General features: G+C 68.3%; 19 protein-coding genes and 3 tRNA genes. 6 read left to right on the top strand and 16 right to left on the bottom strand.

The features are described from left to right. The 3 genes from H4W30_RS42305 to rplJ all read right to left on the bottom strand — a co-directional run bounded on the left by H4W30_RS42305 (position 1) and on the right by rplJ (position 2647). Positions 1-1170 (bottom strand): ABC transporter ATP-binding protein, encoded by a 1170-nt coding sequence (locus tag H4W30_RS42305; RefSeq protein ID WP_192747813.1) that lies wholly within the window; start codon positions 1168-1170, stop codon positions 1-3. A 490-nt stretch (positions 1171-1660) separates the two neighbouring features. Next, positions 1661-2047, bottom strand: coding sequence for a 50S ribosomal protein L7/L12 (gene rplL / locus H4W30_RS42300; protein WP_192747812.1), 387 nt, complete (start codon positions 2045-2047; stop codon positions 1661-1663). Positions 2048-2095: 48 nt separating this feature from the next. Beyond that, positions 2096-2647, bottom strand: coding sequence for a 50S ribosomal protein L10 (gene rplJ / locus H4W30_RS42295; RefSeq protein WP_192747811.1), 552 nt, complete (start codon positions 2645-2647; stop codon positions 2096-2098). 328 nt (positions 2648-2975) lie between these two features. Between rplJ and H4W30_RS42290 the strand changes: the two genes are divergently transcribed. Continuing rightward, positions 2976-3824, top strand: a complete 849-nt coding sequence (locus H4W30_RS42290; RefSeq protein WP_192747810.1) for a hypothetical protein — start codon at positions 2976-2978, stop codon at positions 3822-3824. Positions 3825-3986: 162 nt separating this feature from the next. Here H4W30_RS42290 and H4W30_RS42285 read toward each other — a convergent pair whose 3' ends face one another. From H4W30_RS42285 to H4W30_RS42260, 6 genes are all read right to left on the bottom strand, one after another. Further along, entirely contained in the window at positions 3987-4751 is a 765-nt protein-coding gene (locus H4W30_RS42285) for an alpha/beta fold hydrolase (RefSeq protein ID WP_192747809.1), read from the bottom strand. A gap of 77 nt (positions 4752-4828) precedes the next feature. Beyond that, the gene (gene rplA / locus H4W30_RS42280; RefSeq protein WP_126733323.1) at positions 4829-5542 is read right to left on the bottom strand and encodes a 50S ribosomal protein L1; all 714 of its coding nucleotides are present in this window, start codon (positions 5540-5542) and stop codon (positions 4829-4831) included. A gap of 82 nt (positions 5543-5624) precedes the next feature. Continuing rightward, a complete protein-coding gene (gene rplK / locus H4W30_RS42275) occupies positions 5625-6059 on the bottom strand; it encodes a 50S ribosomal protein L11 (protein WP_020633284.1) in 435 nt (144 codons plus the stop codon). 78 nt (positions 6060-6137) lie between these two features. Beyond that, a complete protein-coding gene (gene nusG, locus H4W30_RS42270; RefSeq protein ID WP_192747808.1) occupies positions 6138-6977 on the bottom strand; it encodes a transcription termination/antitermination protein NusG in 840 nt (279 codons plus the stop codon). 76 nt (positions 6978-7053) lie between these two features. Beyond that, positions 7054-7506, bottom strand: coding sequence for a preprotein translocase subunit SecE (secE, locus tag H4W30_RS42265; RefSeq protein ID WP_007031001.1), 453 nt, complete (start codon positions 7504-7506; stop codon positions 7054-7056). Between the two features lie 27 nt (positions 7507-7533). Then, positions 7534-7606, bottom strand: a tRNA-Trp gene (locus H4W30_RS42260). 206 nt (positions 7607-7812) lie between these two features. Between H4W30_RS42260 and H4W30_RS42255 the strand changes: the two genes are divergently transcribed. Then, on the top strand, positions 7813-8340 hold the full coding sequence (locus tag H4W30_RS42255; RefSeq protein ID WP_192747807.1) for a PLP-dependent aminotransferase family protein: 528 nt from the start codon (positions 7813-7815) through the stop codon (positions 8338-8340). Continuing rightward, on the top strand, positions 8337-9233 hold the full coding sequence (locus H4W30_RS42250) for a TIGR03619 family F420-dependent LLM class oxidoreductase (RefSeq protein ID WP_192747806.1): 897 nt from the start codon (positions 8337-8339) through the stop codon (positions 9231-9233). Before H4W30_RS42255 ends, H4W30_RS42250 begins: the two co-directional genes overlap by 4 nt. Before the next feature lie 37 nt (positions 9234-9270). Here H4W30_RS42250 and H4W30_RS42245 read toward each other — a convergent pair whose 3' ends face one another. Next, on the bottom strand, positions 9271-9486 hold the full coding sequence (locus H4W30_RS42245; protein ID WP_126733319.1) for a hypothetical protein: 216 nt from the start codon (positions 9484-9486) through the stop codon (positions 9271-9273). 118 nt (positions 9487-9604) lie between these two features. Here H4W30_RS42245 and H4W30_RS42240 point away from each other — a divergent pair, with 118 nt between their 5' ends. Next, positions 9605-10537: an SGNH/GDSL hydrolase family protein gene (locus H4W30_RS42240; RefSeq protein WP_192748025.1), complete on the top strand. Its 933-nt coding sequence runs from the start codon at positions 9605-9607 to the stop codon at positions 10535-10537. 75 nt (positions 10538-10612) lie between these two features. On the opposite strand, the gene H4W30_RS42235 is transcribed toward H4W30_RS42240, so the two are convergent. The 6 genes from H4W30_RS42235 to H4W30_RS42210 form a co-directional block, all read right to left on the bottom strand. Continuing rightward, a complete protein-coding gene (locus tag H4W30_RS42235; protein ID WP_192747805.1) occupies positions 10613-11017 on the bottom strand; it encodes a MaoC family dehydratase in 405 nt (134 codons plus the stop codon). After that, positions 11014-11463 carry a MaoC family dehydratase N-terminal domain-containing protein gene (locus tag H4W30_RS42230; protein ID WP_034304171.1) on the bottom strand — a complete coding sequence of 150 codons (450 nt, stop codon included), beginning with the start codon at positions 11461-11463 and terminating at the stop codon, positions 11014-11016. The genes H4W30_RS42235 and H4W30_RS42230 overlap by 4 nt, the downstream gene beginning before the upstream one ends. 87 nt (positions 11464-11550) lie before the next feature. Then, entirely contained in the window at positions 11551-11715 is a 165-nt protein-coding gene (rpmG, locus tag H4W30_RS42225) for a 50S ribosomal protein L33 (protein ID WP_005152047.1), read from the bottom strand. Positions 11716-11760: 45 nt separating this feature from the next. After that, a tRNA-Met gene (locus H4W30_RS42220) sits at positions 11761-11833 on the bottom strand. 49 nt (positions 11834-11882) lie between these two features. Beyond that, positions 11883-11955: transfer RNA gene (locus H4W30_RS42215), tRNA-Thr, on the bottom strand. A 79-nt stretch (positions 11956-12034) separates the two neighbouring features. Further along, positions 12035-14650: a putative bifunctional diguanylate cyclase/phosphodiesterase gene (locus H4W30_RS42210; protein ID WP_126733316.1), complete on the bottom strand. Its 2616-nt coding sequence runs from the start codon at positions 14648-14650 to the stop codon at positions 12035-12037. A 280-nt stretch (positions 14651-14930) separates the two neighbouring features. Here H4W30_RS42210 and H4W30_RS42205 point away from each other — a divergent pair, with 280 nt between their 5' ends. Then, positions 14931-15869, top strand: coding sequence for a GNAT family N-acetyltransferase (locus tag H4W30_RS42205; RefSeq protein ID WP_192747804.1), 939 nt, complete (start codon positions 14931-14933; stop codon positions 15867-15869). 18 nt (positions 15870-15887) lie between these two features. Continuing rightward, positions 15888-16736, top strand: coding sequence for an SAM-dependent methyltransferase (locus tag H4W30_RS42200; RefSeq protein ID WP_192747803.1), 849 nt, complete (start codon positions 15888-15890; stop codon positions 16734-16736). The last annotated feature ends 40 nt before the right edge of the window (positions 16737-16776 follow it).

Raw genomic sequence — 16776 nt, 5'->3', positions numbered from 1 at the left:
TCACGCGCCACCTGACCCCGGATCTTGTGGCCGCAAGCGGTGGTTGCCCGCTCTCCCGGGGTGCGGGATGTGGGCGACCTGGTCGTCGGGCAGCTGCCCCTGGTGATGGTTCGGGATCGAGTTCTCGGCGGGCGCGGACCGATGGCCGGCGGTCGCGAGGCGCTGCGGGCGGACGCCGTAGCGCTGCTGCTCCTCCGGGGAGAGCGACTCGATGATGCTCTGCTGCGCCTCTTGCGGGAGGCCGTGCAGGATCTGCATGACGCGGTCCTTGCGGCGGACCGCGCCCATCCGGGTCGGCACGCCGGGCGTCGGCTGCATCTGCGGCGGCACCCCGCTGACGTCCTCGACCCCGCCCGCGTGGTGACCGGCCTCGAACATCGCGCGCTCCGCGGCGAGCTGGGCCGAGTCCTTCTCCTCGCTCATGCCGATGGGGCCGTCCATCTTGCCGTTGAGGAACTGCTTGACGACCGGCTCCTCGCTGGTCAGCAGCACCTCGCGCGGCCCGAACATGACCAGTTCCTTGCGGAAGAGCATGCCGAGGTTGTCCGGGACGGTGCGGGCGAGGTTGATGTTGTGCGTGACGATCAGGAAGGTCGCGTCGATCTGCGCGTTGACGTCGAGGAAGAGCTGGGAGATGTAGGTGGTGCGGACCGGGTCGAGACCGGAGTCCGGCTCGTCGACCAGGATGATCTGCGGGTCCAGCACCAAGGCGCGGGCGAGGCCGGCGCGTTTGCGCATACCGCCGGAGATCTCGCCGGGCAGCTTCTTGTCGGCGCCGTTGAGACCGGTCATCTCGAGCTTCTCGAGCACGATCCGGCGGACCTCGGTCTCCGACTTCTTCGTGTGCTCGCGCAGGGGGAACGCCACGTTGTCGTAGAGGTTCATCGACCCGAACAGCGCGCCGTCCTGGAAAAGGACGCCGAAGAGCTTGCGCACCTCGTAGAGCTGGTGTTCGGAGCACGTCACGATGTCGACGCCGTTGATCATGCAGCGGCCGCGGTCCGGCTTGAGCAGACCGATCATCGACTTCAAGAAGACGGACTTACCGGTTCCGGACGGACCGAGCATCGCCGAAACCTCGCCCGGAGGCAGGGTCAGCGTGACGTCCCGCCAGATGGCCTGCTTACCGAAGGACTTGGAAAGACCTTCGATGACCACCTCGGCACCCATCGCACCTCCAGGAGCTGTTCCGCGTCGTCGCGCACTGCCGTCCCGTGCCACTGGCCCGGGAGGACGCATGCGTTCGCGCAGCGATACCCGCGTCAACCAGGTGCAACGAGCTGAGTGCGAACAGGTTACTCACCAGTTTTCTTTTCTGGCCAGACCCGCGGGTAACTTTTCGCGCAGCCCGCCGCCTGCCCGTGCACCGCTTGCAGCACCGTAATGCACGTCACTCCCGGGCGCAGATCCACAGCGGGCGCCGGCCGGCCCGGATCGCGTTTAGCCCGCTAAACGCAGGTCAGGGCCCCTGTCGCTCTCCGCGCCGGCCGGATCGCGTTTAGCGGGCTAAACGCGATCCGGCGCCCTGATGCTTAGCGTTGCTACGCGTCGCGATTAGGGGGCTAAACGCAGGTCGTGGCCGGAGACGGCGAAGGGGCGGGCACCCGTGTGGATGCCCGCCCCTTCGGCGGTGCTGCGTTAGGCGCTGACGCGCCCGGGATCACTTGATGGTGATCTTGGCGCCGGCGGCCTCGAGCTTCTCCTTGGCGGCGTCGGCGGCCTCCTTGTCGACCTTCTCCAGGAGGGCCTTGGGAGCGGCCTCGACCAGCTCCTTGGCCTCCTTCAGGCCCAGACCGGAGACGACCTCACGGACGACCTTGATGACCTGGATCTTCTTGTCACCGGCGGACTCGAGGACGACGTCGAACTCGTCCTGCTCCTCGGCGGCGGCCGGAGCGGCGCCGACCGGGCCGGCGGCGACGACGGCAGCCGGGGCGGCCGCGGTCACGTCGAAGGTGGTCTCGAATTCCTTCACGAACTCGGACAGCTCAAGAAGGGTGAGCTCCTTGAAGGCGTCGATCAGCTCGGCGGTGCTCAGCTTCGCCATGGTGGCTTTCCTCTCTGAAACGAACTAAAAGTTCGGGGTGGGGGGTGTTCAGCTCTCGGCGGGTGCTTCGGCTGCTTCGGTACCGGCGTTGCGCTGCTTCTCCTCCAGCGCGGCAGCCAGGCGGGCGACCTGGGACGCCGGCGCCTGGAACAGCGCGGCGGCCTGGGACAGCTTCGCCTTGAACGCGCCCGCCGCCTTGGCGAGCAGGACCTCACGGCTGTCGAGATCGGCGATCTGGTTGATCTCGTCCACGGACAGCGTCTTGCCGTCCATGTAGCCGCCCTTGATCACAAGCGCGTTGTTGTCCTTCGCGAAGTCGCGAAGCGCCTTCGCGGCGTCAACAGCTTCACCTTCGACGAAGGCGATCGCGGTCGGGCCGACGAACAGGTCCTCGAGACCCTCGATTCCGGCGTCCGTGGCGGCACGCTGGACAAGGGTGTTCTTCGCGACCCGGTACTTGGCATTGGTGCCGAGAGCGCGGCGCAGCTGGGACAGCTGGGACACGGAGAGGCCGGTGTACTGGGTAACGACTGTGGCCGAGCTGGTGCGGAAGCGCTCCGCGATCTCGGCGACGGCCGCCTCCTTGTCGGGCTTCGCCATGGTCGCCTCCTCTCTTGGCTAGTGGTCCACTGGCCTTGAGAGCCCTGAAACGACGAAACGCCCCAGCGCAGACAGGCGCGGGGCGTCAGGGCAAACGACGGAGTGCGTCGCGAGCGAGCCTCGTTCCTCCTGCGCGGGTCGCCCGCCCTAGCGGGGCCTTCGTTCTCCGGGTCGTATGACCAGGAGAAGACCAGCGGTCTTCGGTAGAACCTTGACAAGAATACGTGCCCCTGTTTCGCCCTCGGCACCACCCCCTCCCAAATCGCGTTTAGCGGGCTAAACGCGACCGGCGGAGTGCGCGGGAGGGCTCGCGAGGCATCATGGTGACGTGGCGGAGCAGCGTGATGACGGAAAGCCGGACAACGAGCCCGGCACGGACATCGAGCCCAAGGCGGGAGGTCAGCCCGCGCCCCGGCTGGACGATGAGCAACTGCGCCAGTTCCAGCAGTTTCAGCAGTTCCAGGACTATCTGAAGTTCACCGAGGCGCAGAAGCAGGGGCTCGTGCCGTCGCAGCAGCCCGCGCAACCCATGACCCAGCAGTACGGCGGGCAGCCTCCGGCGCCTCCGGGACCGCCGCCCGGCGAGCTCGTGCCGGCCCCTCGGCCCCGCATGCCGCGTTGGCTGCGACGTCTGGGCGGGAAGCTGCTCGCCTGGATCATCGTGATCTTGCTGATCTGCATCGGCGCTACCATCGCCTACCGGCAGATCTTCCCCAGCGACGCCGGGGAGGACACGGCGACGTTCGTCCAAGGCGGCGGGGGCAAACACCGCACCAACCAGGTGCTGTCGACCAATCCGTGGGAGGCCGTGCGGGCCATCTACGACACGATCGGCAAGCCGTACCCGCCCGCCACCCGCGTCGAGAAGGTCTGCCTGTCGATGAGCGAACAGGCGCAGGCCCAGTTCGCCCGCAACCTCGGCTACCCGGACTGCGCGACCGCCGTCCCGGCCCTGAACGCCAAGGTCACCGACATCACGCCGTACATCTACGCGGTGCGCCCGATGTCGAGCGTCGTCCCGCGGCAGAACCTGACGATCCACTCGTGCTGGTACAGCATCCGCGGTGGTCCCCTGCTGGGCAGCTTCACCCTGCAAGAAGTCGAGATGGGCCAGTGGCTGATCACCGGGCACGCGAACTCCCCCGACCCCTGCCCTGCCCCGCCCACCGGCAACTGACCTGGATGTTTCCACCTCCAGATCGCGATTAGGGGGCTAAACGCAAGTGCCCGCCGGATCGCGTTTAGCCCGCTAAAGGCGACGCGCGCCCGGGATCGCGTTTAGCCCGCTAAAGGCGACGCGCGCCCGGGATCGCGATTAGCCCGCGAAACGCAGGTCCGGTCAGAAGTCGTGCGAAGTGAGGAAGCCGGTCAGCGCGGAGCCGAAGGCGGGGTGCATGACGGCGGCCATGTGGTCGCCGGGGACCCGGACGAGGCGCGCGCCGGCGATGGCGGCGGCCAGGCGTTCGGGTTCCGCGGCCAGCGGGTCGGTGTCCCCGGCCAGGATCAGGGTCGGCACCGCGATCGCCGTCAGGTCCAGTTTCGGGTTCGCCGTCCCGCGTGCGACGGCCGCCAGCGCGATCCGGTCCGCCCGCAGAGCGTCGGCCAGCAGACGAAACGGCGCCGAAGACGGCGGAAGCGTCGAGGGGTCCGAAGCGAGCAGAGCCTCGCTGATCGCCTCCGGCGTGACGACGCGGGTGTCGACGCCGCCGAAGTCGACGATCCCCGAACCGACGCCCCCGATCGCGAGACACCGGATCCGCGGGTCGGCGGCCACCGCGCCGAGCGCGATCATCGCGCCCATCGAATAGCCGACCATCGACACCTCGTCGAGGTTCAGCGTGTCGAGCAGCGCCGAGACGTCGCGGACCATCGCGTCGTCGCCGTAGCTCGCCTCGTCGTGCGGTTTCGCCGACCGCCCGTGGCCGCGCGCGTCCAGGCCGATCACGGTCAGCCCCGCGTCCTGGAGGGTGTCGACGACGCCCGGCGCGATCCAGTTGGCGTTCGTGTCCGCGGCGAAGCCGTGCTGCAGCAGAACCGGACGTCCTCCGCCTTCCCAAACGGTGTAGTTCAGCTGAAGCCCGTCGAACGACGCGAAGGTAGGCATGCCCTCAAGCAAACACGAAAAGGGGGCGGCCCCGCCGTAGCGGGACCGCCCCCTTCTCAGTGATGTCTAACTCAGACTCACGCGTCCTCGGAGAGGAGGTTGCGGGTCCGGGCCGGGTCGACCGGGACACCCGGGCCCATCGTCGTGGAGATCGTGACCTTCTTCAGGTAGCGACCCTTCGCCGACGAGGGCTTGGCGCGGAGGATCTCGTCCAGCGCGGCCGCGTAGTTCTCCACCAGCTTCTCGGTGTCGAACGAGGCCTTGCCGATGACGAAGTGCAGGTTGGCCTGCTTGTCCACGCGGAAGTTGATCTTACCGCCCTTGATGTCCGTCACGGCCTTCGCGACCGCGGGGGTCACGGTGCCGGTCTTCGGGTTCGGCATCAGGCCACGCGGGCCGAGGATGCGGGCGATACGGCCGACCTTCGCCATCTGGTCCGGCGTCGCGATCGCGGCGTCGAACTCGAGCCAGCCACCCTGGATGCGCTCGATCAGTTCGTCGGTGCCGACCACGTCCGCGCCGGCGGCCTCGGCCTCGGCGGCCTTGTCACCAACGGCGAAAACGATGACGCGGGCGGTCTTACCGGTGCCGTGCGGCAGGTTCACGGTGCCGCGGACCATCTGGTCGGCCTTCCGAGGGTCGACACCGAGGCGCATGGCGACCTCGACGGTGGCGTCCATCTTCTTGGAAGAGGTCTCCTTGGCCAGCTTCGCGGCCTCGAGCGGGGCGTAGAGCCGCTCGCGGTCCACCAGCTCAAGAGCCTGACGGTAGGCCTTGCTGTGCTTGGGCATTGCTTCTGTCCTTAACTCTTCAACGGATCAGTGTGGTGTTGGAGCCAGCACTCGGCTCTCCCACGGTGGTGCGGGGTGGTGCTCAGTCGACGACCGTGATGCCCATCGAGCGGGCGGTGCCGGCGATGATCTTCGCGGCCTGGTCGATGTCGTGCGCGTTCAGGTCGGATTCCTTGGTCTTCGCGATGTCGCGGACCTGGTCCCAAGTGACCTTGGCGACCTTGGTCTTGTGCGGCTCGCCGGAACCCTTCTCCACGCCCGCGGCCTTCAGCAGCAGCTTCGCGGCCGGCGGCGTCTTGAGCTTGAAGTCGAACGAACGGTCTTCGTACACGGAGATCTCGACCGGGACGACATCCCCGCGCTGCGACTCGGTCGCGGCGTTGTAGGCCTTGCAGAACTCCATGATGTTGACGCCGTGCTGACCCAGCGCGGGGCCGACCGGCGGCGCGGGGTTGGCCGCACCCGCCTTGATCTGCAGCTTGATGATCGCCGCAAGCTTCTTCTTCTTGGGTGGCATTTCGTTTGTTCCTTCTTACTGACTTGAGTCCCCCGCACACCTGCCAGTACGCGGGGACTGCCGGCCGTCTGGCGGCCGTCAGATCTTGGAGACCTGGTTGAACGACAGCTCGACCGGGGTCTCCCGGCCGAAGATCGACACCAGGACCTTCAGCTTCTGTCCGTCCACGTTGACCTCGGAGATCGTCGCGGGCAGCGTCGCGAACGGGCCGTCCATGACGGTGACCGACTCGCCGACCTCGAAGTCGACCTCGACCGCGGGCGAACCGAGCTGGGACTCGGCGGAAGCGGCCTCGCCCTTGCCGGGCTTGGCGGGGGCGGCCGTCTCGACCTTGGGCGCGAGGAACTTGAGCACCTCGTCCACGGTCAGCGGCGACGGACGCGAGGTGGCGCCGACGAACCCGGTGACACCCGGCGTGTTGCGCACCGCGCTCCACGAGGCGTCGTTCAGGTCCATGCGGACCAGGATGTAGCCAGGCAGCACCTTGCGCTGCACCTGCTTGCGCTGGCCGTTCTTGATCTCGGTGACCTCTTCGGTCGGGACCTCGATCTGGAAGATGTAGTCCTCGACGTCCAGCGTCTGGGTCCGGGTTTCGAGGTTGGTCTTCACCTTGTTCTCGTAACCCGCGTACGAGTGGACGACGTACCACTCACCGGGAGCGGCGTTGAGTTCCGCGCGCATCTTCGCGACCGGGTCGACGTCCTCGTCGGCCTCGGGCTCGGCGGCGGTGTCGTCGGTCTCGACGGACGCCTCGTCGGCCTCCGCGGCATCTCCGGCTTCGTCGACCTCGTCGCCTGCGGCGGGCACCTCGACGGAGTCCAGGTGCTCGGACTGCTCGTCGCCGAGTGCCGCGTGCACCTGCTCGTCGGAAAGCTCGGTCAGCTCATGACCGGCTGCTGTGCCGTTGTCGGAGGTCACGTTCCGTCCTCTCAGTTGATCGGTTGCCGTGGCGCAGGCCTCCGTACGGTGCCCTCAGGCACCGCGAACGGCTGCCTCAGCTGCCGAAGACGGCACCGACGACCTCTTTGAAGGCCAGGTCGAGGCCGCTCACCAGCGCCACCATGAACACCACGAAGACCAGCACCACCGCGGTGTAGGTGACCATCTGCTTGCGGTTCGGCCAGATGACCTTGCGCAGCTCGGCCCAGACCTCACGGATGAAGCGCATCAGCCGGGCGAAGATCGACGCCTGCTTCGGCTTGCGGTCGCGCTTCGGGGTCGCCGTGCCTTTGGCGTCCTTGGACTTCTCGGTCTTGTCCCCGGCCTTCGCCTTGCCGGCGGGGCGGGTCTTGTCGTCCGACTTGGCGTCGGCCTTACCGGACGGGCGCGCGGACGCACGGCGCTCACGCCGGGCAGCGGCGGTCACCGGGCGGGACTGCTCGTCGGGCTTCTGCCCGGCGCCGTCCTGCGCCTTCTCACCGCTGGCGTCGCTGTCGCTCACGACCACTCCTCCGCCTTCACCAGTTCGCTAACGCAGGGGTGACAGGACTTGAACCTGCAACCTGCGGTTTTGGAGACCGCTGCTCTGCCAATTGAGCTACACCCCTTTGGAACCCCGATGCTCTGGAGCTCCCGAGGACGCATTCCATCGTCCCCACCGCCGTGGCGGGGATGACCGTAGTGCGTTCCGAGACCAGAAGTCTACGGCAACCCCCGAACAGCTTCGCAACCGCGCCCCTCAAAGCGGCGCGGAGCAGCCTTCCGCGGGGAAACTCCCCCACGGCCGACCCCATGATCGTGCCACGATGTCGCCATGAGCGCTCCCGCACCCTCGCCTTCGACGGCCGGCCGCGTCTCGGCTCGCGTCGGCGGCATCACGCCGGCGGTCGATGCGAAGGCCCGGGAGCTCAAGGCGCGGGGTCGTCCGGTGATCGGATTCGGCGCCGGGCAGCCGGCCGAGGGCGGGCTCCCGGAGCAGGCGGTCCACTCGGCGTTCGCGACGCTGCTCGACCCCGGCGACGAGGTGTTGCTGTTCGAGTCGCCGTCCGGCGCGGTGTACCCGCGCGAGCGGGTCGAGGCGATCGGGCGCTGGGCACACGAAAACGGTCTCAGGGTCGTCACCGACGAGATGGTCCCGGATGTGGAAACTCCCGTGCCACTCGGCGCTTTTTACGTCTACCCACCGATGAAATTCCTGCCAGGCAAGGAAATTCGCGGAGTGCGCGCGGCCGATGAGGCGTTCGGGACGCCGGGAGACCTCCGGATTTCCTATGCGGTGGACGAAAACGATCTCGCCGAAGGGATCACCACGATGCGTCCTCTGTTCGCGGAAGCACGGTGACCGTGATGCGCCTGGGAATCGCCCTTCCGCAGTACGGCCCCCTCGCGTCGCTGGACGCCGTCACCGGTTTCGCCGCGGCCGCCGAGGAGCTCGGGTACGAGTCCTTGTGGGTCGGGGATCGGGTGCTGGCCCCGGTGTCGCCGTCGGACTTCTACCCCGGCGGCACGCCGGAACGACCGTACCCGCCCGAGTTCGTCACCTTCGGCGATCCGCTGATCCTGCTGACCGTCGCCGCGAGCGTCACGAACAAGGTCCGGCTGGGCACCAGCACGCTCACCGGAACGGTCTATCCGGCCGTCGTGCTCGCCCGGATGCTCACCTCACTGGATCAGGTGAGCGGTGGCCGCCTGGACGTCGGCCTGGGCATCGGCTGGCTTCGCGACGAGTACACGGCGACGGGCACGCCCTGGAAGGGGCGTGGCGCGCAACTGGAGGAGCTTCTCGACGTCCTCCGGAAGTTCTGGACCGGGGACCCGGTCGAGCACGAAGGCGAACGCTGGCGGATCCCGGCGACGAAGGTGGGATTGCGACCGGCGCAGAGCCCGCATCCGCCGGTGCTGCTGGGCGGGCTGTCGCCGGTGGCGCTGGACCGCGTCGGCCGCCGCGCGGACGGCTGGCTTCCCGCGGGGCTGCCCGCGCCGTATCTGGCGAAGCTCTGGCAGACCGTGGTGAGCTCGGCCGAGAAGGCGGGCCGCGACCCCGGCACGTTGCGGCGGGTCCTGCGGATCAACCCCAAGCCCGGAACCGATCTCCAAGACGTCGCCGCGCAGCTGAAGGCGGCCGCCGAGACCGGGATCGCCGAAGCCTTCGTCGACCCGCACTACCTCGCGCGGGACGTGGACCACGCCCTCGATCTCGCGGCCGAGCTGCGCGACCTCGTCCCCCGCGGCTGAGGGCCCTCCCCGTTCGCCGGGAAGGGCCCTCAACGGGTCAGGATTCGCCGTCGGCGAGCTGGACGAGCGCGTGGGCCTTCGCCGCGTACTTCCAGTTGCCGAGGTCCCGGATGGTCTTGATCTTGAGCTCGGCGAGGAGTTCGTCGTGCTTCTTGGTCAGGCCCTCGAGCGCGGACGGCGGAGCATCCAGCACCTCGTTGATGCCCTTGTCCTCCCACGCCTTGTCGACCAGCTTGTTCAGGTTCAGGCTCACGTGATTTCGCCTTTCCTCGGGGCAACTACGCGCACCACCTTGAACGTGATCCACGTCTCAGGCAACCGGAGATCACCCGTTCACGCGTCGTTCACCGACGAGCGGACCGATGACAAATGTGACCCAGGTCGCGTACAACGAACGAGTGACGCGGCGAAGAACGGGCGGCGGCTGCCTCTTCCTGGTGATCGTGCTGTCCGTCCTGGGGATCGCGTATCACCTGTGGGAGCGCGGGACCTCGGTGACACCAGCGGGAGTCACCACTTCGGACGGCGCGGGCCGGTACGTGGCGCTGGGCGATTCCTACACGTCTTCGCCGGGCACCGGGCGGCCTGTGGGCGAGCCGCCGGGCTGCGACCGCTCGGACAACAACTACCCGAGCCTGCTCGCCGCGAAGCTGCGTCCGGCCGAGTTCGTCGACGCCAGCTGCGGTGGCGCCACGACCGGACACCTCACCGGCGAGCAGAAGACCCGGGACGGCACGAACGCTCCGCAGCTCGACGTGATCGACGCCGATACGACTCTGGTGACCGTCGGGATCGGCGGCAACGACGTGGGCTTCGTCGGCTTCGCGAGCCAGTGCGCGACTCAGGTGCAGACCGCTTCGCCCTGCAAGACCCAGCTGACCGCGGGCGGGCGCGACCAGCTGGCCGAGCGGATCGCCGCCGCGGCGGACAGGCTCGGCGGGATTCTGGACCAGATCCGCTCGAAGGCCCCTTCGGCACGCATCGTGGTCGTGGGGTACCCGACGGTGCTTCCGGACGACGACGCCGCTTGCTGGCCGGTCCTGCCGGTCGGCGCGGGCGACGTGGCCTACTTCCGCGACTCGCTGAAGCGACTGAACGAGGCGTTGGAGGAGACGGCGAAGGAGCACGAAGCGGGCTTCGCCGACATGTCGACAGCGAGTAAGGGGCGGGACATGTGCAGCGCCGCGAACCGGCGCTGGGTCGAAGGCCCCGCTCCTTCCGTGCCCGCGGCGCCGCTGCATCCGAACGCACGGGGTGCGGAGGGGATGGCGGAGGTCATCGAGAAGCTGCTCAAGCTCACGTAGAGCAAGGGACCTTTGCTCTCACTTACTTAGGCATGCTAAGCGAGCGATAGCAAAGGTCCCTTGCTCCCCCTGAGGTCAGATGCGGACGACCGCCTGCGCCTTGCCCAGGACGGCCTTGCCCTCGAACTTGGCGGTGATGTCGACGCGGGCGGTGCCGTCGTCGTTGACCACGGCGACCTTCCCGGTGAACTCGATCGTCGCCGCGCCGTCGTTCGGCACGACCACGGGGCGCGTGAAGCGCGCGAAGTAGTCGACGAGACGGCCGGGGTCGCCGAGCCAGTCGGTGACGAGCCGCGCCCCGAGCGCCATGGTCAGCATCCCGTGCGCGATGACGTCGGGCAGCCCGACCTCCTTGGCGAAGGCCTCGTTCCAGTGGATGGGGTTGAAGTCCAGCGAGGCGCCGGCGTAGCGCACCAGCTGGTCGCGGGTGACGTCGATGGTCAGCGGGGTCAGTTCTTCCCCGGCGGTGAACGTGCTCACGCGTCCTCCCCTCGGACCACGAGCTGGGCGTTCGTGGTGGCGATCGGGCCGCCGTCGGCGCCGGAGATCTCGGCGCGCAGGTTGATGAAGTCGTTCCCGGCGCGGGTCATGATGTTGTCGATGTACGTGGTGAGCGACAGGACGTCGCCCGCGTGCACCGGCCGCGTGTAGGTGAACCGCTGGTCGCCGTGGACCATCCGCGAATAGTCGAGACCCAGCTCGGGGTCCGAGACGATCGCGTTGATCGAGGCGAGGTTGATGATCGTCAGGAACGTCGGCGGCGCGATGACGTCGGGGTAGCCGGCCGCCTTCGCCGCTTCGGTGTCGCGGTAGAGCGGGTTCGCGTCGCCGAGCGCGTCGGCGAACTCCCGGATCTTCTCGCGACTCACTTCATAGGTACTGGTCGGCGGGTACACCCGCCCGGTGAACGACTGGTCCAAGGCCACCCGGGCAGGCTACCGAACCCGGAAAAACCCGAAGCCGCCCTGGTGACCAGGACGGCTTCGGGTGAGACAGGTAGAACCGCTAGACGCTCAGCGGGTCTCTTTGTGAGTCCGGTGCGTACCGCAGTTCGGGCAGAACTTCTTCATCTCCAGGCGATCCGGGTTGTTGCGCCGGTTCTTCTTGGTGATGTAGTTGCGGTGCTTGCACTCCTCACACGCGAGCGTGATCTTCGGTCGCACGTCAGTGGCAGCCACAGCATTTCCTTCTCTACTAGGCCTGGGATACCCAGGATTACCGCGTAGCGGTGGCCGGACTTGAACCGGCGACACAGCGATTATGAGCCGCTTGCTCTGCCAGCTGAGCTACACCGCCTTACATGAACCTGGCCGCGACACGCTTGCGTGACGCGGCTGAAGTTCTGAGCCCCTTTACGGAATCGAACCGTAGACCTTTTCCTTACCATGGAAACGCTCTGCCGACTGAGCTAAAGGGGCCTTGCCTCTCGCGAGGACTTGGAAAGATTAGCAAGTCCTCGCGGGCGGCTGGAACAGGGGGGTACGTTACCGCAAAACCTCAGGTCAGCAGGGTAAGGACGGTCTCGGAGTGGCGTCCGGGCGAACGCGCCGTGCGCGCCTGCAGCCACGCCTCCAGACGGTCCTCCGGCAGCGGCCGCGAGATGAGGTAGCCCTGCGCCACGTCGCAGCCCATCGCTTCGAGCTGATCCCGCGCGACGTCCTCCTCGACGCCCTCCGCCACGACCGTGAGGCCGAGCGAGTGGCCCAGCTCGACGATGGAGCGCACGACGGCGAGGTCGCCGAGGTCGGTGCCCATGCCGAGGACGAAGCTCTTGTCGATCTTGACCTGGTCGACCGGGAGCTGCCGCAGGTACGCCAGCGACGAGTAGCCGGTGCCGAAGTCGTCGACGGCGAGCACGATGCCCAGCGAGTGCAGCTCCCGCAGGATCGGCAGCGCCTTCTGCGGGTCGGACATCACACCGGACTCGGTGAGTTCGAAGGTGAGCAGTTCCGGCGGGATGCCGAAGCGGTCGAGTTCGCGCGCGACCTTCGTCGGGAAGTCCTCGTCGGCCAGGTTCCGCACCGAGAGGTTCACCGCGGCGGAGATGCGCAGGCCTTCGTCGAGCCATTTGCGCACACGCTTCAACGACTCTTCGAGCACGAACGACGTCAGGACGCCGATGAGGCCGGCGGCTTCGATCGCCGGGACGAACTCGTCGGGCCCGAGCCTGCCGAACTCCGGATGCACCCAGCGCACGAGCGCCTCGACGCCTTGGATCTGCCGGTTCGGCAAGGTGATCTTCGGCTGGTAATGGACGCTCAGCTGGCCTTCTTCCAGCGACTGCCGGAACTGCGTGACCATCTGGAACCGGCGCATGAAGATCTGGCCCATGCTGGCCATGTAGCCGCGGACCTCTTCGCCGCCCTTCGTGGCGCGGACTGCGACGTCGGCGCGCTGCAGGAGCCCGTCGACGTCGACCTGGTCGTCGTCTTCCGCCGACGAAGTGGCGTAGCCGATCATCGCGTTGGCTTCGACGGAGAGCCGGTCCACCGGGTACGGGGCGACGAGCTCCGCGCGCAGCAGTTCCGCGGCGGCCTGGGCGCGTTCCGGCGCGCAGCCGACGAGGAGCGCCGCGAAGGACGCGCCTTCGAGCCTGGCGAGCGGGACGTCGGGGCCGAGCGCGTCGCGGATCCGGCGGCCCGCGGCGATGACCATCCGGTCGGCCCACACGTAGCCGAGCGCGTCGCTGACGGTGGAGAAGACGTCGAGGTCGATCCGGAGCACGACCGCGTCGACCTGTTCCCGCAAGGGTTCCTTGGCGACCTGGCGGAAGCCCGGCCGGTTGAGCAGGCCGGTCAGCGGGTCGTGGTAGGCGTCGTGGCGCAGGGTCGCGAGGAGTCGCCGGTTGTCCAGCGACGTCGCGAGGTGGCTGGCCATCGTGCCGAGCAGCTGGACGTCGTACTTGCCGAATCCGCGCCAGCGGGACAGCCTGTCGTGCGCTTCGACGACGCCGAGGAGCTGGTTCGCGCTGCGCAGCGGGACGACCAGCGCCTCCTGCGCGCCGCGGTCGAGCAACGCGGAGCGGACGTCGGGATTGGCTTCGGTGATCCGGAAGTGCCGGACGTGCGCGCCGGGCAGGCGCAGCAGCGGGTCGTCGGCGGCCGGGTCGACGGGCGGCAGTTCGTCGCCCGCGACGACCATCCGCATGGTGTCCTTCGGCTCCAGTCGAAGCCTCAGCACGACGCGGCCGGCGGCGAGCTGGTCCTTGATGCGTTCGGCGATGGTCGCCCATTCGCGGACGTCGACACCGCCGACGAGTTCGTCCGCGCGCCCGGCAGGCCGCGCGGCCGCCTGTTGACCGGAGCGCGCGACCATCAGGCTGACGTCGGACAACGCTTCCATGTCGCGCTGCTCACGCAGCAGATCCGAGTACGCCCAGTACAGCGCGGTGAGCCCGAGGAACACGGCCAGGACGAGCGGCCAGGCCTTCGGCGTCCCGGAAATCACCAAATATCCGGAAAGACCGACCGAAGCGTTGACGAAGCCGACGACGAGGATGCGGCCGGTCAGGCGGATCGCGGTGCTGACCCGCATGCGACGGCGCAGCACGCGGACGGCGGCGAGCGCGAGCAGCGTGCTGACCAGCGGCGCGGTCAAAGTCCCGGCCAGCGCGGCGATCCAGGTCATGTCGTGGGCGCCGGAGGCCTGCTTCACCAGCCCTGCCACAGCGAACGCGCCGGTGATCTCCAGCAGGAAGGCGCCGGCGTTGTAGAGCACGCGGCCCGCGACCTTGCGGGCCAGCAAGGTCCCGATGCCCGCCGCGAGATGGGCGGCTAGCACGACTTCGAATGGAGCGACGAAGAATCCGATGACCAGTGGGATCTCGGTGAACGAGATCGTCCACGAGATGCCGCTGCGGACGTCGACGTTGATGCCGAGCTGTTCGGCGAGCAGGAACGCGAGCGCGAGGATCGGCCCGATCCACAACAGGTCGTCCGAAGCCTCGAAGTCCAGCCAGAGGCTGACCGCGGCCGCGGCGGCGATGCCCATGGTGAGTACCGCGAAGGTGTAGACGCGGAACCGTCGCTCGTCGGTACGAGCCTCCGTAACGGCGCCTCCCTTGCCCGCTGTTGCCTGTGCGGCGCTCCCGGGCCTGCCGTTCGTGTCCGGCATCCGACCTTCCTTCCCGGCTGCCCAACCGGTCTTGTCCTACCGCGACCTCGGGGACGAGGGCAATACAGTACCCCGGAGGGCGTACCCGAGTCCCATTCGAGACAGTATGAGATCACCCCAGGGTTAACAATGGGCGCGTCGCGCTGACCTGCGTGGACCAAGGGGTGAAATGGGAGCGTTATTCGCGTTCCTTCCGACTACCGGAAGTCACCTGACGCCACGCCCCGGCCAATCTCGTGAAGTTCCCGGCGGACCCGTGAGTAGGGGCTTGAATAGCCCTATGAATAGCCACGCGATCGCCGCCGGGCACGCCGAGCGGCTCGCCACCGTGGACGCCCTGCTCCCCGAAATGCCTGCACTGGAGCCTGCGGAGGGCTCCCTGTCACTCTCCGCGACGGTTGGCGACTCGGCCGCCGCCGGATTGTCGGTACGGACCGAAGCGGGTCCCGATTCCGTTGACTCTCCGTGGCGGGCCCTCGTCGAGCATCGCCTCGAAGCGCGACTCACCGGGCCCCGCCCAGAAGCCGCCCTTGACGCATTACTCACCCGATGGGATGAACATCTGAAGACCGTGGCCCCACCTGGGGATGTCGAGACCGCGGCGACCGTCGTGCGGCCGAGCCGGGACTCCCCCGGCTCGGCCGAATTGCTCCGCCGAGGCTTCGCGCCGGTGCTGGTGATCGCGGTCCGCCCGGCCGACCGGCTCGCCGCGACGGGGCCGCCCGCCACGCCCGGCGTGCACATCCGGCCCGCCGAAGCGGATGATCTCGAAACCGCCGTCGGACTCGAACTGGAATTGCAGCGCTATGACGCGCAGTTCGGTTCTGTCACTTTGCGCGAGGGCGCGGAGGAAACGATCAGGGCGGAGCTGTCGAAACACGTCGGCCGCGAAAATCCGACGTTGTGGATCGCCGAACTGTACGGACGCCCGCTGGGCATGGTCCGGGTGCAGTTCCCCGGCGAGACGGCGTGGATCGACGGCCGGGTCGCGGCCGAGCGCGTCGGCTACCTGTCTTCGCTGGCGGTGGCCGAACCGGCGCGATCGAGCGGGGTGGGGACGGCGCTCGCCGCCCACGCGCACCAGGTCTTCGACGAATGCGGCACCGAAGCCGTGCTGCTGCACCACGCGCTGGCCAACCCGCGCTCGACGCCGTTCTGGTACGCGCAGGGCTACCGGCCGCTCTGGACGTACTGGCAGCGGCGACCGGCGGTCCCTTGATCCCGATAGGCTCTTTTCGTGACGAGGGACGATGACGCGGCCCCGGTGGCGCCGACCGGGGTGGACACCGAGAAGCCGTCCGCGGCGAGGATCTACGACTGGTTCCTCGGCGGGACCCACAACTGGGCGGTCGACCGCGAGTTCGCCCGCGCGCTGGAAAAGCAGTGGCGGTGGGTCAAACCGGGCGCGCGACACAACCGCGAGTTCATGAACCGGGTCGTGCGCGCGGCACTGGACGCCGGGATCCGGCAGTTCATCGATCTGGGCTCCGGCGTCCCGACCGCCGGGAACGTGCACGAGATCGTCCAGGAGGAACTGGAGCCGGGCGATACGGCGAAGGTCGTGTACGTCGACTACGAGCCGGTGGCGGTGGCGCACGCGGAGCTGATCCTCGAACGGCACGAGGCGACCGACTGGGCCGGGATCATCCAGGCGGACATGCGGCGGCCGAAGGACGTCCTGCGGCATCCGGAGACGCTGCGGCTGATCGATTTCGATCAGCCCGTCTGCCTGATGATGATGGCCGTCCTGCATTTCGCCGGACCGCACGACGATCCGCCCGCGCTCGTCGCGACCTACCGGAACGCGCTCGCGCCGGGCAGCTGGCTGGGGCTGTCGCATATGAGCTTCGGCGGCCAGACCGGCGTGGACGCGGACGGGCTCCACTGGATGGTCGAGCAGTACCGGAAGACGAGCAACCCGGTGTGGATGCGGGACCGCGAAGAGATCGAGCCGCTCTTCGGGGACTGGCCGCTGCTGGAGCCCGGCGTCGTCCACCTGCCCGACTGGCGACCGGTGCGGGAGCTGCGGCGGGACGAGGAAGGTGCCCGGCCGTTCGCGTGGTGCGGGGTCGCCGTCCACCCCTGACATCCGACCTATCGCCGCAACGCGTCGCGTTTAGCCCGCT

The organism is Amycolatopsis roodepoortensis (assembly GCF_014873915.1).
Classification (GTDB): domain Bacteria; phylum Actinomycetota; class Actinomycetes; order Mycobacteriales; family Pseudonocardiaceae; genus Amycolatopsis; species Amycolatopsis roodepoortensis.
This window is presented reverse-complemented; position numbering and strand designations above follow the sequence as displayed.